Here is a 24157-nt window from a genome sequence, read left to right as displayed (position 1 = left end):
GTGTATATGTATTGCATTGTCGAAGTCAAGTGGTATGTATTCCGAATGACGAACCACGCCCTTCGCGATAGCACTGAACGCGACGCGCCCTGCGCCGGCCTCCGTATCGGGGATCAGGCGCCCGATTTCTCGGCGCGCAGCACGACCGGCGATATCCGCCTGTCCGACTTCCGGGGGCGCTGGCTGGTGCTCTTCTCGCATCCGGCCGATTTCACGCCCGTCTGCACGACCGAATTCGTCGCTCTTGCCCGGGCCGCGGAGGAGTTCGAGCGGCGCGATTGTGCGCTGATGGCGCTGTCGGTCGACAGCCTGTTTTCGCACTTCGCCTGGCTCAGGATGATCCGCGATCGCTTCGGGGTCGAAGTCCGCTTCCCGATAATCGAGGATCCGACGCTGGTGATCGCTCAGGCCTATGGCATGGTCGCTCCGCAGGATAATGACAGCGCGACGGTGCGGACGATCTTCTTCATCGATCCGCAAGGCGCGATCCGCGCGATGAGCTGCTACCCGGCCAATGTCGGTCGCTCGACGCCCGAGATGATCCGCACGCTCGACGCGCTTCAGGCCGTCGATGACGGGAGAGGGCTGGCACCGGCGAATTGGCAGCCGGGCGAAAGCTTGCTGCGCCAACCCAGCGCCAGCCTGGACGATGTCTTCGCAGCGGAGGGTCAGGCCGACTGGTTCCTGCAGCAAAGCGGCGAGGGTGCAGGTCGGTGACCGAGGAAGATCTGGTCGATGCCCTCAAGGCGGTCGCTCACCCGGTCCGCTTGCGCATTCTGCAAACGCTTGCCGGGGGTGAGCGAAATGTCGGTGAAATCGACGATGCGGCACAGATCGGGCAGCCGACGCTGTCGCAGCAGCTGGCGGTGCTGCGCAATGCCGGGCTCGTCGCCACGCGCAAGCAGGCCAAGCTCGTTTTCTACCGCCTCGATGCCGCGAAACTCGCCGCCATGTCTTCGATGCTGGGGGGCATCGCCGGTGTGACCGTCGAGCGAGCGCGCCCGCCGCGTCGCCCTTCGGCCGGCGTCGCCACATTCGCACGACTGGGCTGATCGATACGGCGTAGGCTGGTGCGGTCTGGCGCCAAGGTTGTAATTGGCGCGGTCTTGGGCCTCGGGAACGATCAGGGCCCACGCGCAAGCGATGCGAGCTAGCGGTCCCGAAGGCGCTATCTTGGAGGTCCGACCTCGCCTCGATCGACGCGAGTTCGTCCGCACGATTGTGCCGGGAACTTCGACTGCAGGCCATCTCCGCAGATGCATTTCCGAGAAAGCTACCTTGCGGAGCTCATGGTCGCGCATGGGTCCCCTCGTTTCCTTCGTCGGGACGGCGACCCTATGGGTTTGGATTGCAAGCGAAACGAGTTGTTGAATTGGGTTCGTTGGTAGTTGGTTCTTACTCGGCTGAGGCCCAGCTAGTCCGTGAGGTCGAAGACCGTCCGGCCGAGCTCAAATCACGTTGTCAGGGGGGCAGAGGCTGATTGGTCGGCGGCAGGATCACCTGCCGGTGACCCGAAGGCGGCAGTAACGTCCATCAGCGATAGCCGCTTCGCCGTTGTGGGGCGGCTTGGTCAATTCCGTGTGGGGAATGACTTAACGGCGAAATCTATCGGAAGGGTCGCTTGATCCGACTGAAGGCCGGTGGCGGAGACGGAGGGATTCGAACCCTCGATACCCGTTACCAGGTATGGCTCCTTAGCAGGGAGCTGGTTTCAGCCACTCACCCACGTCTCCGCATGTCGCAGCGCCGGGCGGGCCGGATGCGAGGGGCGCGCTATAGCCACGGCCCCGCATACCATCAAGGGGAGTTTTGCGCTTATCGCGCACCAACCTCTCGACCCCCGCTGCGACTCGCTTCGCCGCATTTTGGATTCGGTTCATCGCCGTTTCATTGCCGCACCGCTCAAAGGGGATTCTTCTCACCGCGCAGCTGTCTGCGCCTATGCCGCCGACACGGAGGGATCGATGACCAAATTCACACATATCTTGCCACGCCTCGGCCTGGCGCTCGCCGCTTTCGGCATGGCCGCGACTCCGCTCGCCGCCCAGGTCGAGACGATCGACCCGGACGCCGCGATCGACGGCGACCTCGTCGAACAGCCGGGCGACCAGCCCGTCTATGCCGAGCCGGGCGACACCTCCACCTACGCTCCCGAGGTTGAGGCTACCACGCCGCCCGAGACCGACGGCGCGACCGAGCAGCAGCAATGGTCCGAACAGGCCGCCGAGGAGGCCGCGAGCGACGCGCTCGCCGGCGCTGCGGTCGACGATCCTTCGACAACTTACCGTGAGGACGATCTGATCGGTGCGGCCGAAGGCGTCTTCGGCAAGGGTGCCGAAGGTGTCGCCAAGATGATCCGCAAGCTGCTCAAGGATCAGGGCGAGCCCGATGCCTATATCGTCGGGCGCGAGGCGAGCGGCGCCTTCATCGTCGGCGCGCGCTACGGTTCGGGCACGCTCTACCACAAGGTCGAGGGCGAGCTGCCGGTTTACTGGACCGGTCCCTCGATCGGCTTCGACGCCGGTGCCAATGCCGGTAGCACCTTCGTGCTGGTCTACAATCTCTACGACAGCGAGGAGCTCTACGAGCGCTATCCGGCGGGCGAAGGGCAGGCCTATGTCATCGGCGGCCTCACGGCGAGCTATCTGCGCAAGGGCGACGTCGTGCTCATCCCGATCCGTATGGGCGCCGGGCTGCGGCTCGGCATCAACGCGGGCTATATGAAGTTCTCGAAAAAGCACCGTTGGCTGCCGTTCTGACGGCCGGGAAAAAGGAGCCCTTCGGGTCGCCCAACCATAAATCCGGATGGCTCCGGGGCCGCGGCAGGATTTCCTGTTGCGGCCCTTTCCATATCCGGCGATGAGGCCCCCATGCTTGACCAACTCGAAGCCCAGGCCCCCGACGCGCTGCTCGCGCTCATCAAGATGCACGCGGAGGATCCGCGCGAGGACAAGATCGACCTCGGCGTGGGCGTCTATCGTACCAATGACGGCGCAACGCCGGTGTTCCGCTCGATCAAGGCGGCGGAACAGCGGCTGGTCGATACGCAGGATTCGAAGAGCTATCTCGGGCCCGAGGGCGACACCGGCTTCGTCGATGCGCTCAAGCCCTATATCTTCGGCAAGGACGCGTCGATGGGCGGCAGGCTCGAGGGCATGCAGACCCCCGGCGGCACGGGCGCGGTGCGCCTCGCGGTGGCGCTCGCCAAGGCAGCCGGGGTCAAGCGTGTCCACCTCGGTGTGCCGAGCTGGCCCAACCACGCGCAGATCCTGCAGGACGTCGGTGTCGTGACCTGCACCTTCCATCACGCCAAGGCCGACGGCACGGCCGACATCGACGCGCTGATCGAGACCATCGAGGCGGCCGAACCGACCGACGCGGTGTTGTTGCACGGCTGCTGCCACAACCCGACCGGCGTCGATTACACCGACGAGCAGTGGGAGCAGATCGCCGAAGCCTTTGCCGCCAAGGGCATCCTCCCGATCCTCGATGTCGCCTATCACGGTCTCGGCCGCGGTCTGGAAGAAGACGTCGCCGGCGTGCGCAAGGTCCTCGCCAAGGTGCCCGAGGCGCTGGTGGCCTATAGCTGCGACAAGAATTTCGGTCTCTACCGCGACCGCGTGGGCGCCTTCTACATGATCGCCAAGCAGCCATCGGACCTTCCCGCGATCACTTCCAACGCCAATGCGCTGGCGCGAGCCAACTGGTCGATGCCGCCCGATCACGGCGGCGCGGCGGTGCGCACCGTGCTGCGCGACGGGGACCTGACCAAGCAGTGGCTCGACGAACTCGACGAGATGCGCGCGCGCATGCGCCGCGTGCGTGCTCGTCTGGCCGCTGCTGACAACGAGGCGCCGGGACTCAACCTTGCCGCTCTGGGTGAACAGAACGGCCTCTTCGCCATGCTCCCGCTGACCAAGGACCAGATCGCCAGCCTGCGCGAGGATCACGCGATCTACATGGCCGGATCGGGTCGGATCAACGTGGCGGGCCTGCACGCAGGCAATACCGACAAGTTCATCGCCGCACTGGCGGATGTGATCGAGGGCTAGGCAAGGATGGATCGCCAGCCGACCCTCGAGACCGAGCGGCTGGTCCTTCGCCCGCTCGCCGAAGCCGACCGCGAACCGCTCTATGCTGTGGCGGGCGATCCCGCCGTGTGGGAGCAGCACCCGATCCACGACCGCTGGCGGCGCGACGTGTTCGACGCCTTCTTCGATGATGGGCTGGCGAGCGGCGGCGCGCTGGCGGTGACCGACAAGACCACCGGTGCCATCCTCGGCTCCACCCGCTACGACAAATACGACCCCGAGGAAGGCGGCGTGGTCGAGATCGGCTGGACCTTCCTCGCTCCGCGCCACTGGGGCAAGGGCGTGAACCACGAGATGAAACGCGCGATGCTGGCGCATGCCTTCGCCCATGTCGCTTTGGTCGAATTCCGCGTCGGCGACACCAACTACCGCTCGCGCAATGCGCTGGAGGCCATCGGGGCGGTGCGGACCGATCGATACGAGCTGGAGAAATACCAGGGCAAGCGCGTCGTCCACCTGGTGTACGAGATCACCCGCGAAAGCTTCGCCAGCGGCCCGCTGAGCTGATTGCCTGAGGCGCTATTCGGCCGCTTGAACAGCGACCTCCCGGGCGGCTCGCTGCGATTTCTGCCGCGAATTGAAGATCACGAAGGCGGCGAGTACCACGGTGAACAGCGCAAACATCAGCACCCAGCTCGCCGAGAGCAGGAGCGCGATGTTGTCGATGCTGGAGGAGGTCCAGACCTGTAGCGGATCATTCTCGGCCATCTCGAGCAGCTTGTGATATTCGCCGGGGCATTGCGCTGACGCATCGATCATAGGATCGGCGCGCGCGACTGCCTGCAGTTCGCCGGTCCAGCCGCAACCGAGAATGGCTTCGGTATCGGTCCCGGGAAGCGCCTTTACGAAACGCAAATGCAAAACGAACTGCGTGGCCATAGAGAGGACGAGTCCGATTGCCGACAGCGCCAGGAACAGGCGATACCGCCCTTTCCTGCGGGGGAGGAATTGAAAGACCAGGATCAGCGAGACGAGGATCGCGACCATTCCCACGAATTCGAGGTTTTCGGGCCACGGCGGAGCCAGGCCCGAGCCGGCTGCGATAAGCGGAGCAAAGACCGATCCCGAGATTACCAGCCCGCCGATCCAGCCGAAATCCTCTACGGTCTTCTTGAAATCGTCCAGCATCGACATCGAGGGTTTCCTATTGAGTCAGATCGATCGGATCGGGCTGGATGTTGAGGTCCAACTGGCCCGTGCGGACTGCGCCGCCCGGTTGGGAAATACGGAAGCGGTAGTACCGGCCGCGCAGGAACAGCGACGAGCCGAGCATCTCGGTCCAGGCGCAGGAAGGGGTGTAATAGGAGCCGGTCCTTACCTTGCAGATCCGCGACTTGAGTTCGCTTGTCACCCACACCTTCGCCCCGGCGGGAAGGATGAAATCGATCGGGTCGGGCATAGGCGGCGGCGGTGGGGGAGGGGGAGGCGGGGGAGGAGGTGGCGGTGGCCCCTTCCGTCCATTTTCGACCCACTGTTCGTAGCTGCCCCTTTGGGATTGCGGGCAGAACGGTTCGAAAATCGCCGTCCGCTTCTCAATTTCGCCCTTTTCGAACATCCGCTGAAGTTCCGCATTCACCGTGCGGATCCCGGCCAGCGGCTCGGTGCGACCCCAACCCGCCCTTGCCTCGAGAGGCGAGAGATCCACCCCGCCGATCCCGTTTGCTGCCAGGCTTGCGAGGATGATGACGCGGTCGGCCGCACGATAGAAATCGTCATCGCGCTCCGCATCCCGAAAGACGTCGTCCCACGGGACCTTGGGCTCGCAACGTTCGAGATAGAGCACCGAGACATTCTCCGAGAACGAGAAATTCTCGGGCAATTGCGCCGCATACCAGTCTGTGCGGGCAGTGCGTTCCCACGCGGTATCGTCGGCCAGATAGGGCTTGTCGTAGATGCTGGCAGGTTCGGTCTTGAAGGCAATTGCGCCGAATTGCTCGACTATTGGATCGCGCATTACTTCGACCAGCGCATCGAATTCGGACACTTCCTGTGCATGGAGCGGGAAGGCCAGACACGTCACGCCGAACAAAGCCAATAGCTTGTTTCGCATAATCTTCCCCCCGTCGTCATGCGTCCCCACGGGGCATTACTATCGTGCAAACGCCTTGGAAGGCAATATCGACGTCAGCTAGACGAACGTAACCAGCTTTATTGAGCGCGCAGGCTTTCCATTCTGCGCAAATAACGTGCCAGCACGTCGATCTCGAGATTGACCGCATCGCCTTCGGACAAATCGCCCAGCGTGGTGACTTCAGCGGTGTGCGGAATGATGTTGAGCGCAAAGCGGACGTCGCCGTTGTCCTCGTCCTCGACCTCGTTGACCGTCAGCGAAACGCCATCGACGGTGATCGAGCCCTTTTCGGCTACATAGGGGGCGATGTCCTCACCCGCGAGAATCTCGAGGCGGGTCGAGCCGCCGATGTCCTCCGCCAGCGCCACGCGGCCGACCGCGTCGACATGGCCGGTCACGAGGTGCCCGCCCAGTTCGTCGCCCAGCCGCAGCGCCGGCTCGAGATTGAGCCGGCGATCCGCACGCCACTGGTCTTGCGCCGTGCGGCTGGTCGTCTCTCCCGACACGTCGACCGCGAACCAGGCGTCGCCTTCCGTGCCACCCTTTCCGACCACCGTCAGGCAGACGCCCGAACAGGCGATCGACGCGCCGATATCGATGCCCGCCGGATCCCAGGGGCAGGCGATGACGACGCGCAGGTCGCCGTTGTCCTCGATGCTCGTGATGGTGCCTATGGCGGTGACGATCCCGGTGAACATGCGTGCTCCTGATTACCGTCGGCGGCTGTAGGCTTCGAAGCTGTCGCTGCCAAGCTGGCGACGTTCGACGAGCGTCCAGCGGCCATGCGCGTCGGCAAGGTTGGCAAGGCCGAGGTCGCCGATCGCGCCGCGCCCGCCGCCGATGACGATCGGCGCGCGGTAGAGTTCGAGCCGGTCGACGAGGTCGGTACCGAGCAGGCTCGCGGCGATGTTCGAGCCCGCTTCGACATAGAGATAGAGCGCATCGAGCGAGGCGATCTGGTCGGGCCGATTGATGACCTTCACGCCATCGGGTGCGACCCCGCGGGTCAGCATGACGCGCTGCGGACTGCGATCCTCGAGGCCCGGTAGCCGGACGTCGAGTCGGGGCTTGTCCGCGCGCCAAGTGCCGCCGCCGACCAAGATCGCATCGGCCTGCGCGCGGCGGGCATGGACATGCGCGCGCGCCGCCTTGCCGGTGATCCACTGGCTTGTGCCGTCGGCCATGGCAGTACAGCCATCGAGCGACATGGCGAGCTTGAGCGTTACATGGGGGCGGGCGCTGTGGGCGCGGGTGAGATAACCCGCGAGGCTAGCAGTCGCATCGGGGGAGGGCAGCAGCTGGGCCTCGATCCCGGCCTCGCGAAGGCGAGCAAAGCCGTCGCCCGCCGTGCGCGGATCGGGATCCTCGACACCTGCGACCACGCGCGCCACGCCCGCCTCGACAAGCAAATCGCTGCACGCCGGGCCGCGTTCGGAGCGGTGGGCGCAGGGCTCGAGAGTGACATAGGCAATCGCGCCGCGCGCGCTTTCGCCAGCCTCAGCCAGTGCGGCACACTCGGCATGTGGGCGGCCGCCCGGCGCGGTCCATCCCCGGCCGACGACCACGCCGTCTTTGATCAGTATGCAGCCGACGCCGGGATTGGGATAGCTCGCCGGGCGCGCACGGCTCGCCAGCCGCGCGGCAGCGGAAAGCCAGCGCGCGTCGCTCGCCGCTGCGCTCAACCGCCCGAACCTGCCTGGTAGAGCTCGCGTTGACGGGCTTCCGCCGCGGCCTTTTCGCGCGCGTTTTCGATCTGCGCCTCGCGTTCCATCTTGTCGACGTCGAGCCCCGTTGCGCGACCGAGCGTCTTGTAGGCCTCGACCTTCTTTTCGCGCAGTTCGGCGAGTTCTGCCTCGCGGGCCTCCTTGCGCTTCTGGTTTTCCAGGTTCGAGCGACGGATTTCCTCGTCGCTGCGGCCTTCCGCGAGCGTCGAGATGAAGGTGACTTTGGGGGCATCGGGCGGCCGGAAGTGCGATTCGCGTGTCAGCATCGCCAGCCCGCTCAGCGGAATGGCGAAGGACAGCGCCAGCAACGGCCACCTGTAGGGCCGCGGTTCGCGGAGGTAATCCCACAGGTCGGCGAGGCCGGCCTTGGCATTGAAGCGTGTCTTGAGGCGCATGACCGCCAAGATAGGAGCTTTCGCCGGTGCGCGCCAGTCAAGCTTAGCCGAAGGCCGCGTAGAGCGTGCGACCATGCTGGCTGAGCCAGCGATTGGCCTCGTCGATATCGTCTTCGTAGAGCCGGTCGAGCAGCGCGTGGAAGGCAGGCGAATGGTCGAAGTGCACCAGATGCGCGACTTCGTGCGCGACGACCGAGCGGCGGACGTGGTCGGGTGCCTGGACGAGACGCCAGTTGAGGCGGAGCGTGCCCTCCGACGAGCAGCTGCCCCAGCGGCGCCGCGCGCGGGTCAGGCGAACCTCCGACGCGGCAAGCTCGGCGCGATTGCAGTACTCCGCCGCATCCTCGGCGAATAGGCGCAAGGCCTCGGCTTCGAGCCAGCGCTGCAAGCGATTTCCGAGCGTATCCTGCGGACCACCGATGCGGAGAGTATCGACCGACAGGGCCGGCTTGCGGGGAGCATCCTCGCGCCAGTCGAGCGCAATCTCGCTGCCACGATAGAGCAGGGCCCCCTCGCGCGCCGGATCGCGCCTGTCGGGCACCTTGGCGAGCTGGGCGGCGAGCCAGTCGCGCCGGGCATGGGCGAAGGCGATGGCTTCGGCGCTGCGGCACCAGTGGGGCAGCGTGATCCGCACCGCGTTGCCATCGGGCGCGAGCCGCAGCGTCAACCTCTTGGCGCGGCGGTTGCGGGTGATCTCGATCGGCAGCGTGCGTGTGCCCAGTTCGATCACCGGCTCCAGCGCTTCGCGGCGGAGCCAGTCGATCACGCCGCCTCCTCCCCCTCGTCGAAATCCTCGTCGTCCCACTCGACGATATGGTGTTCGAGCGGGCCCGCCTCGTGCTCGCTCACCACCCGGCCGGCGACCGAAACCCCGGCACGGATCACGTCCTCGCGATCGCCGGTGAGCAGATAATGCCAGCGCGGCAGCGGATCCCCGTCGGCGCGGCGACGGTAGGCGCAGGTGGGCGGCAACCAGGAGACGTCGTCGACGATCTTCAGCGTCAGCCGCAGGCAATCGGGCACGAAGGCCTTGCGATGCTTGTAATCGGTGCAGCGCGCGGTCTGCGTGTCGAGCAGCTTGCACGCCACATTGGTGTGCTCGATCTCGCCCGTTTCCTCATACTCGACCTTGTGCAGGCAGCAGCGTCCGCAGCCGTCGCACAGCGCTTCCCATTCCTCGGTCGTGAGATCGGCCAGCGGCCGCTCCCAGAAGCGGTCCCTCAGTGCACCCATTTTTCCAGTTCCGCGGCCACCGCTGCGGGGCCTTCGTCGGTCGGCAGCATCGCCAGCGGCTTGCCCTCGGGACCGAACAGATAGGTGATGTTGGTATGGCCGACGAGATAACCGCCGCCGTCCTGCTTCTCGCCGATCGAATAGGTCGCGGCGAATTCCTTCGTGACCGCGTCGAGCTGTTCCTTGGTGCCCGTCAGCCCGAGCAGCCGCCGATGGAAATTGGCGGTGAATTCCTTGAGCACTGCGGGCGTATCGCGCTCCGGGTCGACGCTGATGAAAAGCGGCTGGATCTTGGCGCCGAGTTGGGGATGATCCTTCTCGAAGGCCTTCAGCCCCAACATGGCGTTTCCAGTGTCCCTAGGGCAGACATCGGGGCAATAGGCATAGCCGAAATAGACCGTGCGGTACTGGCCTGCGAAGTCGCCCCAGCTGACCGGATCACCGTCCTCGCCCGTCAGCGTGAAATCGCCGCCGATCGCGGCGCCGGCCAGCGGTGGTTCCGCGGGCGCGGAATCGCTGCAGGCGGAAAGGGCGAGCAGGGCGGCGAAAAGCGGGGTAAGGTTGCGGAGCATGGTCTGACGGTTCATGGTCTGCTAACCGCCCATCTTCAAGGGCGAGTCAGCCATTCGATTGAGGATAACAGGGGCTTTCACACGGTGAAGCGTTTCGCGAAAAACTTCCTTCTGGTCGCACTTGCGGGGACGCTGCTCGCACCTCCGGCGCAGGCACAAATGCAGCGCGAGGGATACAAGTTCCTCGAGGCGGTCAAGAAGCGCCAGGGCGACGACGTCACCCAGATGATCGAAGAGCCCGGCAGCATCCTGGTCAACACGCGCGACATCTCCAGTGGTGAGACCGCGCTGCACATCGTCACCCAGCGGCGCGATGCCGTCTGGCTGAACTTCCTCCTCTCGAAGGGAGCCAATCCGAATATCGCCGACAAGAACGGCACCACCCCCTTGCAGCTTGCCGCGCAGCTCGGTTTTACCGAGGGCGTCGAGATTCTTGCCGAGCGCGGGGCTGCGGTGGACGTACCCAACAGCACGGGCGAGACGCCGCTCATCTCGGCGGTCCACCGGCGCGACAGCGGCCTGGTCCGCCTGCTCATCTCGAAAGGCGCGAGCGCCGACCGGGCGGACAATTCGGGCCGCACCGCGCGCGACTATGCTGTGCTGATGGGCGCGCGCTCGGACATGCTCGCGGAGATCGAGCGCGCCGAGGCGGAGCGCGGCGAAAAGACCGAGACCTACGGGCCCAGCTGAGCGATGGACGTAGCCGACCTCACGCTCGACGAACTGCGTCTCGCGCTCGCACCCGGCATAGCCGAAGCGGCGGTGTTCGACGGCTGGAGCGACGCAGCGCTCGACATGGCGGCCGACCAGCTTGGCGCCGATCGCGACGTCGCCCGCCTGGCGTTCAAGGATGATGGGGCGATGGGCATGATCTGCGCTTGGATCGAAACGATCGACCGGCAGATGATGCTCGACCTCCCGCCCCAAAAGCTCGCGACGATGAAGATCCGCGAGCGGATCCGCAGCCTCGTCCAGTATCGCCTAGATGCCGTGGCGGGCCAGGAAGAGGCACTGCGCCGCGCGCTCGCGATCATGGCCATGCCGCAGAACGCCGCGCGCGCGCTCAAGACCGGCTGGAACAGCGCCGATGTCATGTGGCGGCTCGCGGGAGATACGGCGACCGATTACAATCACTACACCAAGCGCGCGATCCTCGCGTCGATCTACGGCGCGACGCTGTCCGTCTTCGTCGCAGACGAAAGCGAGGGCAAGGCCGAGACGAGGGCCTTCCTCGACCGCCGCGTCGAAGGCGTGATGACCTTCGAGCGGATCAAGGCCAAGTGGCTCAATCCCGAGCGCGAGCATTTCAGCATGGCGCGCTTTCTCGGACGTCTGCGGTACCCGGCGCGCTAGCGCGCTATTGATAACCAGTTGCAACAAGCGGGCACATCTGACAGGGCGGCAGCATGACGCTCGACGGGTTCGAACATGAGAAGGCCGCCAGGATCGTGGCGGTGGACTGGGCCATCCTGGCCGAGGACGAAGGCAAGCGCCTCAAGGCGCTGGGCGTGGACGAGGGCGCCGAAGTCGCGGTGATCCATCGCGGCATCTTCGGCACGCGCGATCCGCTCGCCATCCGAATCGGCCGCATGACCATCGCGCTGCGCCGGTCGCACGCACTCGCGATCGAGGTCGAGCCCGCATGAGCCGCAAACGCACCGCGGCGCTCGTCGGCAATCCGAATTCGGGCAAGTCGGCGCTGTTCAACGCGCTCACCGGGGCGCGGCAGAAGATCGCCAACTACCCCGGCGTCACGGTCGAGCGGAAGGCCGGGCGGCTGGTGCTGCCGAGCGGCGAACCGGTCGAATTGATCGACCTGCCCGGGTCCTACAGCTTCGATGCGGCGAGCCCCGACGAGGAGGTGACGCGTCAGGTCGTCCACGGCGAATTCGAAGGCGAATCGCTGCCCGAGGTGATCATCCTCGTGCTCGACGCCGCCAATCTCGAACAGCATCTGGTCTTCGCGCAGGAAGTGCTCGAGCTGGGCCGCCCGACGGTGGTCGCGCTCAACATGATCGACCTCGCCGAGCGCGACGGGCTCGTGCTCGATCCGGCCGCGCTGTCCGAGGCGCTCGGCGTGCCGGTGGTCCCGACCGTTGCGGTGCGCCGCAAGGGGCTCGCCGAGCTTTCCGCCGCGATTGCCGAGGCCGAGAGCCATGCCGACGAGGAAGCACACAAGCGCTGGCACCTGACCCTGCCCGAGCGGCGGCTGTCGGCCAAGATGATGGCGCGCGGCGCGATCCTCTCCAAATCGACCCGCCACACGATCGAGAACGGCGTCGACCGCGTCCTGCTCAACCCGTGGATCGGGCCGGTGATCCTGTTCGGACTGCTGTTCGTAATCTTCCAGGCTGTGTTCGCCTGGGCGACGCCCTTCGCCGATGCGCTCGAAGCCGGAGTCGGCGCGATTTCGAGCCTCGTGACGGACACCCTGCCGCCCGGCATCGTCCGCGATTTCCTCACCGAAGGCGTACTCGCCGGCGTCGGTTCGGTGGTGGTCTTCCTGCCGCAGATCGTGATCCTGTTCTTCTTCATCCTCGTGATGGAGGCGAGCGGCTACATGGCGCGCGCCGCCTTCCTCATGGACCGGCTGATGGCGGGCGTGGGCCTCTCGGGGAAGAGCTTCATTCCCCTGCTCTCCAGCTTCGCCTGCGCGATCCCCGGCATCATGGCGACGCGCAGCATTCCCGATCCCAAGGACCGGCTGACCACGATCCTCGTCGCCCCGCTGATGACCTGTTCGGCGCGCCTGCCGGTCTATGCGGTGATCATCGCCGCGGTCATTCCGCAGACGAGCGTCGGTCCCGGCATCGGGCTGCAGGGCCTGGTGCTCTTCGCGCTCTATCTCGCGGGGATCGTCGGCGCGATGGTGGTAGCGCTGGTGCTGCGCCACACGGTGACCAGCGGCGCGGCGAGCGGTTTCATCATGGAAATGCCGCGCTACCAGCTGCCGCGGGTGAAGGACCTCGCCATCGGGCTGTGGCAGCGCGCCTGGGTGTTCCTGCGCCGCGCGGGCACGATCATCTTCACCGTCACCATCGTCCTGTGGCTGATGCTGAGCTTTCCCAAGGCAGAGCCGGGCGAGAGCCAGGTCGATGCGAGCATTGCCGGCATGGTCGCCGACGGGTTGCATCCCGTGCTCGAGCCGATCGGCTTCAACCGCGAGATGAGCCTCGCGCTGGTGCCCGCCATGGCCGCGCGCGAAGTCGCCGTATCGGCGCTCGCAACGACCTATGCCGTCGGTGCCGAGGATGAGGACGTCGCCGCCGCCGGCGTGACCGACAAGATCGCCGCCCTGTGGAGCCTGCCGACCGCACTCGCCTTCCTCGCCTGGTTCGTCTTCGCGCCGCAATGCATCTCGACCATCGCGGTCGCGCGACGCGAGACCAATGGCTGGAAATGGCCCGCCTTCATGGTCGGCTACCTCTTCGCGCTGGCCTATGTCTTCGCCGGGCTGACCTTCTGGATCGCGACCGCGCTGGGGCTGTAGCGCCAACTGGGTCCGCTCCGGTGGAAACTCGCCCGCAGCCCTAGAAGCGACTCGCGCCCTCGGTTAGGCCCTTCGCAACAGATACGAAGGGACGATTCGATGGCCGGTAGCCTCAACAAAGTCATGCTGATCGGGAATCTGGGCGCAGACCCCGAAATCCGCAGCTTCCAGAACGGCGGCAAGGTCGCGAACCTGCGCATCGCGACGAGCGAGACCTGGAAGGACCGCAACACCGGCGAGCGCCAGGAACGCACCGAGTGGCACACCGTGGCGATCTTCTCCGAAGGCCTCGTCGGCGTGGTCGAACGCTTCCTGCGCAAGGGCAGCAAGGTCTACATCGAAGGCCAGCTGCAGACCCGCAAGTGGCAAGACCAGTCGGGCAACGATCGCTACAGCACCGAGGTCGTGATCCGCGGCATGAACGGCACGCTGACGATGCTCGACGGCGCGCAGGGCGGTTCGGGCGGCGGCGGCGGCGGCCAACGCGGCGGCGGCTCGTGGGACCAGGGTGGGGGCTCGTCGGGCGGCGGCTCGGGCGGCGGCTGGAACCAGGGCGGCGGCGGTTCGTCGGGCGGAAGCTCGGGCGGTTCGGGCGGCGGTTCGAACTACGACGATCTCGACGACGACATTCCGTTCTAGGATATTCCGTGCAGCTTGTGTGATCCACCGCGCTCGGCCCATGGCGTCCGGTGTCCCGATTGTGACACCGAGCCGCGCGCCATTGAGTTTTACCCTGGCTTCCAACAGCTGCTCCAAAGGTGCCCGCCTGTGTTCGGGAAATCTTGATCGAGGAACCGCATGGTAAAAAACAGTCTCGTAGCCTTAGCCCTTCTCAGCGCCGTGATGAGCACGGCAAGCATGGCAGTGGTACCCGCCGATTCCCCGCAGGCTGTTTCTGCCCGAGCGGAACCGCAACTGGTTGTCCTGACTCCACGCGAAGCCGTGGAAAAGGCTGCCGATGCTGCACCCAGTGGCATAATTGCAAATTACCAAATGACGGTCGTGGCTACCGGACAGGAGAACGGTAGGATCTTCCTGAATTCAGAGGAAGATTATCGTGACCAACGTTGCCTGACGATCGAATTGTCGCCGAAGGTACAAGCAGAGCTGCGAAAGGTCCTGGGCGACGATCTGATTGCGGCGCTTAAGGGTAAGACCATCCGTGTCCATGGGGTTGCCGAGAGAGTGAAGATCTATTTCTACTTCACCGGTGGTCGAACGGATAAGTATTATTATCAGACCCATATCCGCCTGGAGCGAGCCGAAGACTTGCTCGTCGTTTCCGACGAAGGCTGATGCTCGCCATTTATGGGCGCACAGAGGTAGCGTGCGTACGCATGGCGGGGTTTATTTCTTCAGCCCCTTGAGCGCCTCCGCCAGCGGGCCGCTCGAGGCCTGTTCCTCGTCGCTGGTGATGCCAGCTTTCCTGCGCGCTTCGTCGGCGCCGGGGCCTTCGCGGTAGGGATCGATGGCGAGCGCCAGCGTCTGCGCGATCGCTTCGCCGAGGTCGAAGCTGTCACCCTCGTATTCGATCTCGTCAAGGTCCTCGCTGTCGAGCTCGATCTCCTCGTCGGGCGTGTGTTCGGGTAGCGAACCGGCAGGCACGAAGCGCAGCGCGAGCGGCTCTTCGACGTCGTAGGACAGGTCCTCGCGCGTCACCGCGCAGGGCTGTTCGATCGTCGCGGTCAGCGTGCCATTGGCGAGCACGGCCTCGTCCTTGGTGCCGAACTCGACCTTGGCGGTTAGCGCGGGAATCGAGGTGACTGCGAATCGCTTCGCCAGCGCGGCGCGTTCTTCCTCGCTCGCCTCGATCACCATCGGTTCGGCAGGCAGCGCGCGGGTCTTGATCAAGCGGCTGAGTTCGGGCGCGCTCATGCCGCGATCTCGCCTGCCTGAAGCTGCTCGAGCGTGGTACGCGCGAGCCGTGCATGCAGCGCCGCCATGCGCTGGACCAGCGCCTCGGCCTCGTCGGGCTGCGCCATGGTGACATTGCGGCGGACGGCCTCTACCAGCACCTTGGGATCGCTGCGCAGGCCCTCGCGATAGGCGCCGATGCGCCCGTTCATGCTTTCCATCAGCGCGTTGATCTTCTTGCCCACGGTGGGATCGCCGATCCCCGCCTCGCGCATCTGCCCTTCCATGTCCTCGACGAAAAATTCGGTCAGCCGTGCGGTGGCGGGGCCCTGGCCGCCTTCGTCCTCGAGCCGCAGCATGACCAGCGTCAGCACCAGCGTGATCATGTCGTAGCGACCCTCGATGGAATCGGCGACGCCGCACATGCGGTACCAGTCGGGGTCGCGCGCCTCCGCGACCGTTCTGTGCCACAGGGCGCGCCATTCTTCGCGCGGGTCGGGCTGGGTGCCGAAAAGGCGGGACAGGAAGGACACGTACTACTCCGTTCAGCGGCAATACAGGCCGCGATCCCCAAGCGCTTCCCATTGCCGAGTTGCATGGGCCGACGCTTTCGGATTAAGGCGTTGGCCGAGCATATAGGCAGGGGACGGCCCGCGGCCAAGCGCCTGCCGAAAGACGGAGATTTGCTGTTCCCATGAACAGGTCGAAAATTCTGGGCCTTGCCATTGTCGGCGCAGGCGCCATCGCCTTGAGCGGCTGTGCCTCGATCCGCGAACCGAGCGGTTACATCGTCGATGCCACGCTGCTGCAGTCGGTCCAGCCCGGCATCGACAACGAGCAGAGCGTCGTCGGCACGCTGGGGCGCCCGACCTTCGAAAGCCAGTATGGCGAGAAGACCTGGTACTACGTGTCGAGCACCAGCGGCCGCAAGCCGTTCGTCCGCCCGCGGATCCAGCAGCACTCGGTGCTCGCGGTGAAGTTCGACCAGGCCGGCAATGTCGTGTCGACCGAGCAGTCGGGCATCGACAAGGTCGTCTATCTCAGCCCCGATGGCGACGCGACGCCGACGCTGGGCCGCGAGCGCACCTTCCTCGAGGACCTGTTCGGCAATATCGGTGCGGTCACCCAGCCGGGCGTCGGACCTGGGCAATAGGGCGCTTCGCAGCCGACAGCTTGACCCGCTGGCGCCGCGCCCCATATCGCGCGGCATGGACGATAGAGACAATCGCCACGGGCTGACCCAGTGGCATTCCACCACCATCATCGGCGTCAAGCGCGGCGATAAAACCGTGATTGCCGGGGACGGACAGGTCTCCATGGGCAATACGGTGATGAAGCCCAATGCGAAGAAGGTTCGCCGGATCGGGGAGGGCGGCAAGGTCGTCGCCGGGTTCGCCGGGGCCACCGCCGATGCCTTCACCCTGTTCGAACGGCTCGAGCGCAAGCTCGAACAGCATAATGGCCAGCTCCTGCGCGCCGCGGTCGAACTGACCAAGGACTGGCGCATGGACAAGTACCTGCGCAATCTCGAAGCGCTGATGATCGTGGCGGACAAGGAAAACCTCCTCGTCCTCACCGGCAATGGCGACGTGCTCGAACCCGAGGGCGGAATCGCCGCGATCGGGTCGGGCGGCAATTACGCGCTCTCCGCCGCCAAGGCGCTGGTCGACTACGAAGACGATCCCGAAACGATCGCGCGCAAGGCCATGGCCGTCGCCGCCGACGTCTGCGTCTTCACCAATGGCAATGTGACCCTTGAGACCGTCTAGGCTCATCGGACCGAGGAATTTATGGACAATCTGACTCCCAAGGCGATCGTCGCTGCGCTTGACGAGCACATCATCGGCCAGAAGGATGCCAAGCGCGCCGTCGCCGTGGCGCTGCGCAATCGCTGGCGCCGCCAACGGCTCGGCCCCGAGTTGCGCGACGAGGTGACGCCCAAGAACATCCTGATGATCGGCCCCACCGGCTGCGGCAAGACCGAGATCAGCCGCCGGCTGGCGAAGCTCGCCGAGGCGCCCTTCATCAAGATCGAGGCGACCAAGTTCACCGAGGTCGGCTATGTCGGCCGCGACGTCGACCAGATCGCCCGCGACCTTGCCGAAGAAGCGATCCGGCTAGAGAAGGAGCGGCGCCGCGAGGCGGTGCGCGAGGCGGCCAGCCATGCGGCGATGGACCGCCTGCTGAGCGCACTGGTCGGCGACAATGCCAGCGAGGCGACGCGCGAGGCCTTCCGCCAGCGCATCGTCGAGAACGCGATGAACGATACCGAGGTCGAGATCGAGTTGCGCGAGCAGCCCAGCCAGCAGATGGATATTCCCGGAATGCCCGGCGGGGTCGGCATGATCGACCTCAGCGACATGCTCGGCAAGGCGATGGGCAAGTCGAACATGAAGCGCCGCAAGCTGAAAGTGCCCGATGCCTGGGACCGGCTGGTCGACGAAGAGGCCGACAAGCGCATGGACCAGGACGACGTCAACCGCGTGGCGCTGGAGAACGCGGAGACCAACGGCATCGTCTTCCTCGACGAGATCGACAAGATCGCCGTGTCCGACGTACGCGGCGGCAGCGTCAGCCGCGAGGGCGTGCAGCGTGACCTGCTGCCGCTGATCGAAGGCACCACCGTCGCGACCAAATATGGGCCGATGAAGACCGACCACGTGCTCTTCATCGCCAGCGGCGCGTTCCACGTCGCCAAGCCTTCGGACATGTTGCCCGAATTGCAGGGCCGCCTGCCGATCCGCGTCGAGCTGCGCGCGCTCACCGAGGAAGATTTCGTACGCATCCTCAAGGAAACGCGTGCCAATCTCATCGAGCAGTACAAGGCGCTGATCGGCACCGAAGAGGTGACGCTCGACTTCACCGAGGATGCGATCGCCGAGGTCGCCAAGCTCGCCGCGCGGGTGAACGAGACGGTCGAGAACATCGGCGCCCGACGCCTGCAGACCGTGATGGAGCGCCTGCTCGAGGAAATCAGCTTCGAGGCCGAGGACCACAGGGGCGAGACGATCACGATCGACGCCGCCTACGTCCGCGAGCGGCTCGAAACCCTGGCCGGCGACGCCGACCTCAGCAAGTATATCCTCTGATGACGGGCGCGGTGAGCGACGGGCGGGCGATGATCGCGCAGATGAGCCCGCGGCTTGACGAGCGGCGCTGGTGCTTCGTCTCGGTCACGCCGGACCGGGCTCCCGAACTGCTTGGCGCGGCCCTCGGCACCTTCCGCGAGGACGAGGGCGTTTCGGCAATTGTACCGCCCGAACTCGCGCCAGAGGGCACCCCGGTATTCGCGCGGATCGTGCTCGAAGTCTTCTCCGACCTCGAGAGCGTCGGCCTTACCGCGGCGGTTGCAAGTGCGCTCGCCGAAGCGGGCATCGCCTGCAACATGGTCGCGGCGCTGAACCACGATCATGTCTTCGTGCCCGCGGACCGAGCCGAGGAGACGCTCGTTCTTCTCGAGCGGCTGGCCGCCGCTCAGGGGTGAGGCGCTAGCCCGATCTCGACGCCGGTTTTGTCGGTGAGCGCGAACTTGTCGACCAGGTCGGAACTGGCGCGGTTCAACCCGCGGACCCGCACGCTACGGCCGTTGCGGCGCATGCGCTCGACCACCTTGTCGAGTGCGCCGACCGCGCTGATGTCCCAGAAATGCGCTTTCGAAACGTCTATGATGACGTGGTCCGCCGGGTCGGGCTGGGTGCTTTCGGGGCCGAGCGCGGCTTCGAACCGCTCGACGCTGGCGTAGAAGATCTGGCCCTTGGCGCGGTAGATCGCGGTCTCGTCCTCGCGCTCGCGCACGACCTCGAACATGGTCATCACCTTGTGGGTGAAGAACACGCCCGACAGGATCACCCCGGCGAGCACGCCCAGGGCGAGATTGTGCGTCGCGACCACCACGACCACGGTGGTGACCATCACAACCGAGGACTGCCACGGATGGCGCGCCATGTTGGGGATGGAATTCCAGCTGAAGGTCCCGATCGAGACCATGATCATGATCGCAACCAGCGCGGGCATCGGCACCTGGCCGACGAGGTCGCCGAGCAGCGCGAGCAGGATCAGCAACGCCGCGCCCGCGGTGAAGGTCGACAGCCGACCGCGACCCCCGCTGGTCACATTGATCACCGACTGGCCGATCATCGCGCAGCCGCCCATGCCGCCGAAGAAGGCCGCGACCACGTTGGCCACGCCCTGGCCCGCGCTCTCGCGGCGCTTGTTGCTGCCGGTATGCGTCATGTCGTCGACGATCTGCGCGGTGAGCAGGCTTTCGAGCAGGCCGACCGCCGCCATGGTCGCCGAATAGGGAGCGATGATGGCGAGCGTTTCCCAGTTCAAGGGCACGTCGGGCAGCGCGAAATAGGGCAGGCCTTCGGGCAGCTCGCCCATGTCGGCGACGGTATTGACCGGCGCATGGATCCAGATCGACAGCGCGGTCAGCACGATGATCGCGACCAGCGGGCTGGGCACCGCGGTGGTGAGCTTGGGGAAGAGATAGATGATCGCCAGCGCGGCGGCGACCATGGCGTAGGTTTCCCATCCGACATTGGTGAGCTGCGGGAGCTGCGCCATGAAGATCAGGATCGCGAGCGCGTTGACGAAGCCGGTGATGACCGAACGCGAGACGAACTGCATCAGCAGGTCGAGCCGCAGGAAGGCGGCGATGCCCTGGAACACGCCCATCAGGATCGTTGCTGCGAAAAGGTATTCGACCCCGTGGTCGCGCACGAGCGGCACCACGACCACGGCCACCGCGGCGGTCGCGGCGGAGATCATGCCCGGGCGCCCGCCGGTGAAGGCCACGACCATCGCGATCGCGACCGAGGCATAGAGGCCGACCCGCGGATCGACCCCGGCGATGATCGAGAAGCCGATGGCTTCGGGGATCAGCGCCAGCGCGACGACGAGGCCCGCCAGCATGTCGGCGCGGATGTTGGAAAACCAGTCGCGGTGGATCGCGCTGCGGTCGAGCATGGTCATGTCCTGCAAGGTTCGGGGAGCGCGCGCGGGCGCGCTGAGAAGCGGTGCCGCCTATGGCCCATGTTGCAGCGCAGCACAAGGGAGCCCGCCTGCGCGACCGTCCCTACGCCTCCTCGCGGTCCTCCGCCTGCTGCCGCGCCCACATCTCCGCGTAGAGCCCGCGGCCTGCGAGCAATTCGCGATGCGTCCCACTTTCTGCGAGGCGGCCCTGCTCGAGCACGAGGATGCGGTCGGCATCGGCAATGGTCGACAGGCGGTGCGCGATCGCCAGCGTGGTGCGGTGCTCCGAAACTCGGCGCAGCGTCGCGAGGATCGCCTGTTCGGTGCGGCTGTCCAGGGCGCTGGTCGCTTCGTCGAGCAGCAGGATCGGCGGATCCTTGACCAGCGTCCGGGCGATCGCGACGCGCTGCTTCTCGCCGCCCGACAGCTTGAGGCCACGCTCGCCCACTTCGGTGTCGAAGCCTTCGGGGAGGCGTTCGATGAAGGGCAGGATCGCGGCATCGCGCGCGGCGGCGATCACGTCGTCGCGTGTAGCGCAGTCGCGGCCATAGGCGATATTGTAGCCGATCGTGTCGTTGAACAGCACGCTGTCCTGCGGGACGATGCCGATCGCCGCGCGCAGGCTTTCCTGCGTGACCTGCGCAATGTCCTGCCCGTCGATCGTGATGCGTCCGGCCCATGGGTCGTAGAAGCGGAACAGCAACCGCCCGATCGTGCTCTTGCCCGCGCCCGAAGGGCCGACGATGGCGACATGCGCGCCCGCGGGCACTTCGAAGCTCAGCCCGTGGAGAATTTCGCGGTCCTCTTCGTAACCGAAGCGTACGTCCTCGAAGGCCAGCGTCGGGCGGCGAACGACGAGCACCGGGGCGCCCGGCGCGTCCTTCACCTCGGCCTCGGTATCGATCAGGCGGAACATCTCGGCCATGTCGATCAGCCCCTGGCGCACCGTGCGATAGACCATGCCGAGCATGTCGAGCGGGCGGAAGAGCTGGGTGAGGTAGGTGTTGACCAGCACCAAATCGCCGGTGGTTAGCACGCCCTTGCTCCACTGCCACACGGTGAAGCCCATCGCGCCGCCCATCAGCAGGTTCATGATCAGCGCCTGGCTGATGTTGAGCAGGCCGAGCGAATTCTCGCTCTTGACCGCCGCCTCGGCGAAGGCGCGCGCGGTATCGGCGTAACGCTCGCGTTCGCGCGCCTCGGCGCCGAAATATTTGACCGTCTCGTAATTGAGCAGGCTGTCGACCGAGCGGGCGAGGGCGGTGCCGTCGAGCTCGTTCATCCGCCGCCGCAAATCGTTGCGCCACTCGGTTATCTTGCGCGTCACATAGATATAGGAGCCAACGGTCAGCGCGGTGGCGGCGACCAGTTCCCAGCCGAAGTTGAGATAGAAGATCACCCCCACGGCGGTCAGTTCGAGCGCGGTCGGGGCGATGTTGAAGAGCAGGAAATAGAGCATCACGTCGATGCTCTTGGTCCCGCGATCGATGGTCTTGGTGACCTCCCCGGTGCGTCGCGACAGGTGGAACCGCAGCGAGAGCCGGTGGAGCCGGGTGAAGGTATCCTCGGCCAGCTGGCGCGTCGCATCCTGCCCGACCCGCTCGAAGGTGATGTTGCGCAGATTGTCGAAAGTCACCGCGGCGAGGCGCCCGGCGGCATAGGCGATGACGAAGGCCAGCGCGACCATCGCCGCCTCGTTGGCGGGCGTGGTCATCGAATCTATCGCCCGCTTGTAGGCGAAGGGGAGCGCCAGCGTGGTCGACTTGGCGAGCAGGACGAAACCCATCGCGCCGACGATCCGCCGCTTGAGCTGCGGTTTGTCGGCGGGCCAGAGATAGGGAAGGAAGCGACGGATGGTCACCCAGCCTTCGGGATCGGCGCTCTGGGTGGAGGGTCCTGTGTCGGGTGGCATGCGGCCCATGATCTGGGGGAGCATCGTGCGGCGCGCAAGGCGGTGGGGAAATTACCTCCGAAGTGGATTGGACTTGCCGATGATCGCAGTCCGCTCGAAAACTGCCCGCGGGGCGGGCTCGAAGCAGCCGTTTCGTCTGCCCGATGCTCCACCTTGGACCCAGAGCGGGTGGCCAGTTTCCGGGCAGATGCGCTCATGGGTGTGCGCATCGTCGCGCAGCACACTTATAGGGAGAATCCTATGAACAGGCTCATCGCACGGACGGCTGCCGCCGCATTCGTGATCGTCACCTCTACCGCACCGCTGCAGGCGCAGATGTCGAACGACGACGATTTCATCCAGTGCATGATCGACTGCCAGGACTGGCAGCCGGACCAGGCGATCGTGCGCCAGTGTGAGAACTGGTGCTACGCCTATTACAACCCGAACTGACTGGCCCTGTGCGCGGCGGCAGGGAAGCTAACTCCCCGGCTGACGTCCGGTAAACATCGCCCGCGCCCGCGATGGATCGGTCTTGCCCGGGATGTCGAACAGCACCTGCCGCCGCGCAAAGTCGATTGCGACCCGGTCGAAGACTCGCATGTTGCCGATGCCCAGGATCAGCGCCGGGCGGCGGTCGAGGCCGAGCGCGTGGAACGTCGGGCTGTCGGTGAAGCCGATAGGGACATTGCCCATCGTCATCCCCCCGATCTCAAGCTGGCGCACATAGGACAGATCGCTCAACACGCGCACGCCATGGACGTCGGTCGCGCTGATTTCACCCTGGGCGCGGGTTCGCAGCTTGCGCAGCAGCGCGCGATTGCCCGTGCTCCCCTGCGCGCCGGTGTCGATGATCACTGAAATCCTTATGTCGTCGACGGTTGCGTCGGTGATCACCATCTGGCCGAGCTTCCTGCGCGCGCGGACGATGATCTCGTACCCCGAATTCCCGCCCAGGCTCGCCGCGTCCGCCACCCGCATCCGCTCTTCGCGAAAATCGATCAGCACGCGCAGGTCTTGCAGGCTGTCGAGCCCGAGGATCCCGTCGGCGCCGATATTGCCGGCATGCAGGAGCGGCGAGAGCAGCCTGGTGATCGAGCGGTCGGCAAAGCTCAACTCGTCGACCTCGACCATATCGACGCGTTGCGCGCTCCCCATGGCGACGAGCATGGCCTGCCCGCGTCGTGGCAGCGCGAGCTCTTCGGCGATATCGTGCGACACCACCGTCGCCTGCGCCCCCGTATCGACCAGAAAGCGATAGGGGCCGTTGCCGCCAATGGTCACCGGCACCGTCAGCCGCTCGTAGCGGTCGCGATCGAGGGCGTGGTCGGCGACCACCCCCTCTGCGCCCTCATCGACCAGGGGAGGCCCCTGCGCAGAGGCGGCTGCCGTCAACGCCAGGCATGCGGCGATCGGAGTCAAGCGGAAGAGCGCACTTCGGATCATTCCATCCATCCCAAGGGACCGTGGCCAGCTTACCACGACCCGGCGGTCGGACAAAACCTGGCGTGGATGATTGCGGCTGGCCGTCGTCGCCCTATATTCTCGGCAAGTCGAGATTGCGCGGACATCCTATGACCGACGACAGCTGCCGGGTCCTTGTCACGGTCCTGGCCCATAATGAAGAGCGACGGATCGCCGCCTGCCTCGACAGCCTTCCGCTGGGCGAAAGCGATGTGCGCGTCGCGGTCGTGGTCAATGGCAGCAGCGATGCCACCGCCGACATCGTGCGCGGCTATCGCGAGCGCGGAGTCGAGCTGGTCGAGTATGCAGAGGGCGGCAAGTCGCGCAGCTGGAACCGCTTCATGATCGATGCGGGTCCGCGAGCCGCCACCTATGTCTTCGTGGATGGAGATGCCGAA

30 protein-coding genes and 1 tRNA gene (1 of these 31 running past the window's edge) are annotated in these 24157 nt (G+C 65.7%); 17 read left to right on the top strand and 14 right to left on the bottom strand.

The window, feature by feature from the left end; genetic code table 11:
- Window positions 1-45 precede the first annotated feature (45 nt).
- Both K3181_RS04075 and K3181_RS04070 read left to right on the top strand, forming a co-directional pair.
- The gene (locus K3181_RS04075) at window positions 46-717 is read left to right on the top strand and encodes a peroxiredoxin (RefSeq protein WP_221601019.1); all 672 of its coding nucleotides are present in this window, start codon (window positions 46-48) and stop codon (window positions 715-717) included.
- Window positions 714-1052, top strand: a complete 339-nt coding sequence (locus K3181_RS04070; RefSeq protein WP_221601018.1) for an ArsR/SmtB family transcription factor — start codon at window positions 714-716, stop codon at window positions 1050-1052. Before K3181_RS04075 ends, K3181_RS04070 begins: the two co-directional genes overlap by 4 nt.
- A 589-nt stretch (window positions 1053-1641) precedes the next feature.
- Here K3181_RS04070 and K3181_RS04065 read toward each other — a convergent pair.
- A tRNA-Ser gene (locus tag K3181_RS04065) sits at window positions 1642-1733 on the bottom strand.
- A 231-nt stretch (window positions 1734-1964) separates the two neighbouring features.
- Between K3181_RS04065 and K3181_RS04060 the strand changes: the two genes are divergently transcribed.
- The 3 genes from K3181_RS04060 (at window position 1965) to K3181_RS04050 (ending at window position 4598) form a co-directional block, all read left to right on the top strand.
- Entirely contained in the window at window positions 1965-2759 is a 795-nt protein-coding gene (locus K3181_RS04060; RefSeq protein ID WP_221601015.1) for a DUF1134 domain-containing protein, read from the top strand.
- Between the two features lie 111 nt (window positions 2760-2870).
- Window positions 2871-4052: an amino acid aminotransferase gene (locus K3181_RS04055; protein WP_221601013.1), complete on the top strand. Its 1182-nt coding sequence runs from the start codon at window positions 2871-2873 to the stop codon at window positions 4050-4052.
- Between the two features lie 6 nt (window positions 4053-4058).
- A complete protein-coding gene (locus K3181_RS04050) occupies window positions 4059-4598 on the top strand; it encodes a GNAT family N-acetyltransferase (protein WP_221601011.1) in 540 nt (179 codons plus the stop codon).
- A 12-nt stretch (window positions 4599-4610) separates the two neighbouring features.
- Here the strand turns inward: K3181_RS04050 and K3181_RS04045 are convergent, their stop codons facing one another.
- From K3181_RS04045 to K3181_RS04010, 8 genes are all read right to left on the bottom strand, one after another.
- Complete coding sequence (locus K3181_RS04045; RefSeq protein ID WP_221601009.1) at window positions 4611-5225, bottom strand: hypothetical protein; 615 nt, start codon at window positions 5223-5225, stop codon at window positions 4611-4613.
- Between the two features lie 10 nt (window positions 5226-5235).
- Window positions 5236-6075 carry a hypothetical protein gene (locus tag K3181_RS04040; protein WP_221601007.1) on the bottom strand — a complete coding sequence of 280 codons (840 nt, stop codon included), beginning with the start codon at window positions 6073-6075 and terminating at the stop codon, window positions 5236-5238.
- Between the two features lie 164 nt (window positions 6076-6239).
- Window positions 6240-6860 (bottom strand): riboflavin synthase, encoded by a 621-nt coding sequence (locus tag K3181_RS04035; protein ID WP_221601005.1) that lies wholly within the window; start codon window positions 6858-6860, stop codon window positions 6240-6242.
- Window positions 6861-6872: 12 nt separating this feature from the next.
- The gene (gene ribD / locus K3181_RS04030; protein ID WP_221601003.1) at window positions 6873-7844 is read right to left on the bottom strand and encodes a bifunctional diaminohydroxyphosphoribosylaminopyrimidine deaminase/5-amino-6-(5-phosphoribosylamino)uracil reductase RibD; all 972 of its coding nucleotides are present in this window, start codon (window positions 7842-7844) and stop codon (window positions 6873-6875) included.
- Window positions 7841-8290, bottom strand: a complete 450-nt coding sequence (locus K3181_RS04025) for a hypothetical protein (protein ID WP_221601001.1) — start codon at window positions 8288-8290, stop codon at window positions 7841-7843. Before K3181_RS04025 ends, ribD begins: the two co-directional genes overlap by 4 nt.
- 34 nt (window positions 8291-8324) lie before the next feature.
- The gene (locus tag K3181_RS04020) at window positions 8325-9047 is read right to left on the bottom strand and encodes a M48 family metallopeptidase (RefSeq protein ID WP_221600999.1); all 723 of its coding nucleotides are present in this window, start codon (window positions 9045-9047) and stop codon (window positions 8325-8327) included.
- Window positions 9044-9514 carry a YcgN family cysteine cluster protein gene (locus K3181_RS04015; RefSeq protein WP_221600997.1) on the bottom strand — a complete coding sequence of 157 codons (471 nt, stop codon included), beginning with the start codon at window positions 9512-9514 and terminating at the stop codon, window positions 9044-9046. The genes K3181_RS04020 and K3181_RS04015 overlap by 4 nt, the downstream gene beginning before the upstream one ends.
- Complete coding sequence (locus K3181_RS04010; protein ID WP_247714856.1) at window positions 9502-10101, bottom strand: SCO family protein; 600 nt, start codon at window positions 10099-10101, stop codon at window positions 9502-9504. The genes K3181_RS04015 and K3181_RS04010 overlap by 13 nt, the downstream gene beginning before the upstream one ends.
- A 69-nt stretch (window positions 10102-10170) precedes the next feature.
- Here K3181_RS04010 and K3181_RS04005 point away from each other — a divergent pair, with 69 nt between their 5' ends.
- From K3181_RS04005 to K3181_RS03980, 6 genes are all read left to right on the top strand, one after another.
- Entirely contained in the window at window positions 10171-10776 is a 606-nt protein-coding gene (locus K3181_RS04005) for an ankyrin repeat domain-containing protein (RefSeq protein WP_345725444.1), read from the top strand.
- 3 nt (window positions 10777-10779) lie between these two features.
- Window positions 10780-11439 carry a COQ9 family protein gene (locus tag K3181_RS04000; RefSeq protein WP_221600995.1) on the top strand — a complete coding sequence of 220 codons (660 nt, stop codon included), beginning with the start codon at window positions 10780-10782 and terminating at the stop codon, window positions 11437-11439.
- A 53-nt stretch (window positions 11440-11492) separates the two neighbouring features.
- The gene (locus K3181_RS03995) at window positions 11493-11732 is read left to right on the top strand and encodes a FeoA family protein (RefSeq protein ID WP_221600993.1); all 240 of its coding nucleotides are present in this window, start codon (window positions 11493-11495) and stop codon (window positions 11730-11732) included.
- Window positions 11729-13576: a ferrous iron transporter B gene (feoB, locus tag K3181_RS03990; RefSeq protein WP_221600991.1), complete on the top strand. Its 1848-nt coding sequence runs from the start codon at window positions 11729-11731 to the stop codon at window positions 13574-13576. Before K3181_RS03995 ends, feoB begins: the two co-directional genes overlap by 4 nt.
- A gap of 99 nt (window positions 13577-13675) precedes the next feature.
- Entirely contained in the window at window positions 13676-14215 is a 540-nt protein-coding gene (gene ssb, locus K3181_RS03985; protein ID WP_221600989.1) for a single-stranded DNA-binding protein, read from the top strand.
- 159 nt (window positions 14216-14374) lie between these two features.
- A complete protein-coding gene (locus K3181_RS03980) occupies window positions 14375-14872 on the top strand; it encodes a hypothetical protein (RefSeq protein ID WP_221600987.1) in 498 nt (165 codons plus the stop codon).
- 51 nt (window positions 14873-14923) lie between these two features.
- Here K3181_RS03980 and K3181_RS03975 read toward each other — a convergent pair whose 3' ends face one another.
- Window positions 14924-15451 carry a YceD family protein gene (locus K3181_RS03975; RefSeq protein ID WP_221600985.1) on the bottom strand — a complete coding sequence of 176 codons (528 nt, stop codon included), beginning with the start codon at window positions 15449-15451 and terminating at the stop codon, window positions 14924-14926.
- Window positions 15448-15963, bottom strand: coding sequence for a ubiquinol-cytochrome C chaperone family protein (locus tag K3181_RS03970; RefSeq protein ID WP_221600983.1), 516 nt, complete (start codon window positions 15961-15963; stop codon window positions 15448-15450). The genes K3181_RS03975 and K3181_RS03970 overlap by 4 nt, the downstream gene beginning before the upstream one ends.
- Before the next feature lie 161 nt (window positions 15964-16124).
- Between K3181_RS03970 and K3181_RS03965 the strand changes: the two genes are divergently transcribed.
- From K3181_RS03965 to K3181_RS03950, 4 genes are read left to right on the top strand one after another with little or no spacing between them, the layout of a single operon-like run.
- On the top strand, window positions 16125-16583 hold the full coding sequence (locus tag K3181_RS03965) for an outer membrane protein assembly factor BamE (RefSeq protein WP_221600981.1): 459 nt from the start codon (window positions 16125-16127) through the stop codon (window positions 16581-16583).
- A 55-nt stretch (window positions 16584-16638) separates the two neighbouring features.
- Window positions 16639-17199, top strand: coding sequence for an ATP-dependent protease subunit HslV (hslV, locus tag K3181_RS03960; RefSeq protein WP_282099751.1), 561 nt, complete (start codon window positions 16639-16641; stop codon window positions 17197-17199).
- A 21-nt stretch (window positions 17200-17220) separates the two neighbouring features.
- On the top strand, window positions 17221-18519 hold the full coding sequence (hslU, locus tag K3181_RS03955; protein ID WP_221600979.1) for an ATP-dependent protease ATPase subunit HslU: 1299 nt from the start codon (window positions 17221-17223) through the stop codon (window positions 18517-18519).
- Window positions 18519-18914: an ACT domain-containing protein gene (locus tag K3181_RS03950; protein WP_221600977.1), complete on the top strand. Its 396-nt coding sequence runs from the start codon at window positions 18519-18521 to the stop codon at window positions 18912-18914. Before hslU ends, K3181_RS03950 begins: the two co-directional genes overlap by 1 nt.
- Here K3181_RS03950 and K3181_RS03945 read toward each other — a convergent pair.
- Window positions 18905-20398, bottom strand: coding sequence for a SulP family inorganic anion transporter (locus tag K3181_RS03945; RefSeq protein WP_221602823.1), 1494 nt, complete (start codon window positions 20396-20398; stop codon window positions 18905-18907). The genes K3181_RS03950 and K3181_RS03945 overlap by 10 nt on opposite strands.
- A gap of 109 nt (window positions 20399-20507) precedes the next feature.
- Window positions 20508-22316: an ABCB family ABC transporter ATP-binding protein/permease gene (locus K3181_RS03940; RefSeq protein WP_221600975.1), complete on the bottom strand. Its 1809-nt coding sequence runs from the start codon at window positions 22314-22316 to the stop codon at window positions 20508-20510.
- A 240-nt stretch (window positions 22317-22556) separates the two neighbouring features.
- Between K3181_RS03940 and K3181_RS03935 the strand changes: the two genes are divergently transcribed.
- The gene (locus tag K3181_RS03935) at window positions 22557-22748 is read left to right on the top strand and encodes a hypothetical protein (protein ID WP_221600973.1); all 192 of its coding nucleotides are present in this window, start codon (window positions 22557-22559) and stop codon (window positions 22746-22748) included.
- A 27-nt stretch (window positions 22749-22775) separates the two neighbouring features.
- On the opposite strand, the gene K3181_RS03930 is transcribed toward K3181_RS03935, so the two are convergent.
- Window positions 22776-23741: a retroviral-like aspartic protease family protein gene (locus K3181_RS03930; RefSeq protein WP_247714855.1), complete on the bottom strand. Its 966-nt coding sequence runs from the start codon at window positions 23739-23741 to the stop codon at window positions 22776-22778.
- A gap of 128 nt (window positions 23742-23869) precedes the next feature.
- On the opposite strand from K3181_RS03930, the gene K3181_RS03925 reads away from it, so the two are divergent.
- On the top strand, window positions 23870-24157 hold the 5' end (the start) of the coding sequence (locus K3181_RS03925; protein WP_221600969.1) for a glycosyltransferase family A protein. Its footprint extends 585 nt past the window's final position; the window shows 288 of its 873 coding nt (coding positions 1-288); the start codon lies at window positions 23870-23872; the stop codon falls past the right edge of the window.

Origin of the sequence: Qipengyuania mesophila (genome assembly GCF_019711655.1) — a bacterium.
GTDB lineage: Bacteria > Pseudomonadota > Alphaproteobacteria > Sphingomonadales > Sphingomonadaceae > Qipengyuania > Qipengyuania mesophila.
The sequence above is the reverse complement of the archived record's forward strand: the minus strand, read 5'-3'. Positions and strand labels throughout refer to the sequence as shown.

What these genes read in the sequence shown, in the direction of transcription:
- K3181_RS04075 (WP_221601019.1), top strand. Translation starts at nt 46, where the DNA reads ATGACGAACCACGCCCTTCGCGATAGCACTGAACGCGACGCGCCCTGC.
- K3181_RS04060 (WP_221601015.1), top strand. Translation starts at nt 1,965, where the DNA reads ATGACCAAATTCACACATATCTTGCCACGCCTCGGCCTGGCGCTCGCC.
- K3181_RS04055 (WP_221601013.1), top strand. Translation starts at nt 2,871, where the DNA reads ATGCTTGACCAACTCGAAGCCCAGGCCCCCGACGCGCTGCTCGCGCTC.
- K3181_RS04050 (WP_221601011.1), top strand. Translation starts at nt 4,059, where the DNA reads ATGGATCGCCAGCCGACCCTCGAGACCGAGCGGCTGGTCCTTCGCCCG.
- K3181_RS04045 (WP_221601009.1), bottom strand. Translation starts at nt 5,225, where the DNA reads ATGTCGATGCTGGACGATTTCAAGAAGACCGTAGAGGATTTCGGCTGG.
- K3181_RS04035 (WP_221601005.1), bottom strand. Translation starts at nt 6,860, where the DNA reads ATGTTCACCGGGATCGTCACCGCCATAGGCACCATCACGAGCATCGAG.
- K3181_RS04015 (WP_221600997.1), bottom strand. Translation starts at nt 9,514, where the DNA reads ATGGGTGCACTGAGGGACCGCTTCTGGGAGCGGCCGCTGGCCGATCTC.
- K3181_RS04010 (WP_247714856.1), bottom strand. Translation starts at nt 10,101, where the DNA reads ATGAACCGTCAGACCATGCTCCGCAACCTTACCCCGCTTTTCGCCGCC.
- K3181_RS04000 (WP_221600995.1), top strand. Translation starts at nt 10,780, where the DNA reads ATGGACGTAGCCGACCTCACGCTCGACGAACTGCGTCTCGCGCTCGCA.
- K3181_RS03995 (WP_221600993.1), top strand. Translation starts at nt 11,493, where the DNA reads ATGACGCTCGACGGGTTCGAACATGAGAAGGCCGCCAGGATCGTGGCG.
- feoB (WP_221600991.1), top strand. Translation starts at nt 11,729, where the DNA reads ATGAGCCGCAAACGCACCGCGGCGCTCGTCGGCAATCCGAATTCGGGC.
- ssb (WP_221600989.1), top strand. Translation starts at nt 13,676, where the DNA reads ATGGCCGGTAGCCTCAACAAAGTCATGCTGATCGGGAATCTGGGCGCA.
- K3181_RS03980 (WP_221600987.1), top strand. Translation starts at nt 14,375, where the DNA reads ATGGTAAAAAACAGTCTCGTAGCCTTAGCCCTTCTCAGCGCCGTGATG.
- K3181_RS03975 (WP_221600985.1), bottom strand. Translation starts at nt 15,451, where the DNA reads ATGAGCGCGCCCGAACTCAGCCGCTTGATCAAGACCCGCGCGCTGCCT.
- K3181_RS03965 (WP_221600981.1), top strand. Translation starts at nt 16,125, where the DNA reads ATGAACAGGTCGAAAATTCTGGGCCTTGCCATTGTCGGCGCAGGCGCC.
- hslV (WP_282099751.1), top strand. Translation starts at nt 16,639, where the DNA reads ATGGACGATAGAGACAATCGCCACGGGCTGACCCAGTGGCATTCCACC.
- hslU (WP_221600979.1), top strand. Translation starts at nt 17,221, where the DNA reads ATGGACAATCTGACTCCCAAGGCGATCGTCGCTGCGCTTGACGAGCAC.
- K3181_RS03950 (WP_221600977.1), top strand. Translation starts at nt 18,519, where the DNA reads ATGACGGGCGCGGTGAGCGACGGGCGGGCGATGATCGCGCAGATGAGC.
- K3181_RS03945 (WP_221602823.1), bottom strand. Translation starts at nt 20,398, where the DNA reads ATGCTCGACCGCAGCGCGATCCACCGCGACTGGTTTTCCAACATCCGC.
- K3181_RS03940 (WP_221600975.1), bottom strand. Translation starts at nt 22,316, where the DNA reads ATGCCACCCGACACAGGACCCTCCACCCAGAGCGCCGATCCCGAAGGC.
- K3181_RS03935 (WP_221600973.1), top strand. Translation starts at nt 22,557, where the DNA reads ATGAACAGGCTCATCGCACGGACGGCTGCCGCCGCATTCGTGATCGTC.
- K3181_RS03930 (WP_247714855.1), bottom strand. Translation starts at nt 23,741, where the DNA reads ATGATCCGAAGTGCGCTCTTCCGCTTGACTCCGATCGCCGCATGCCTG.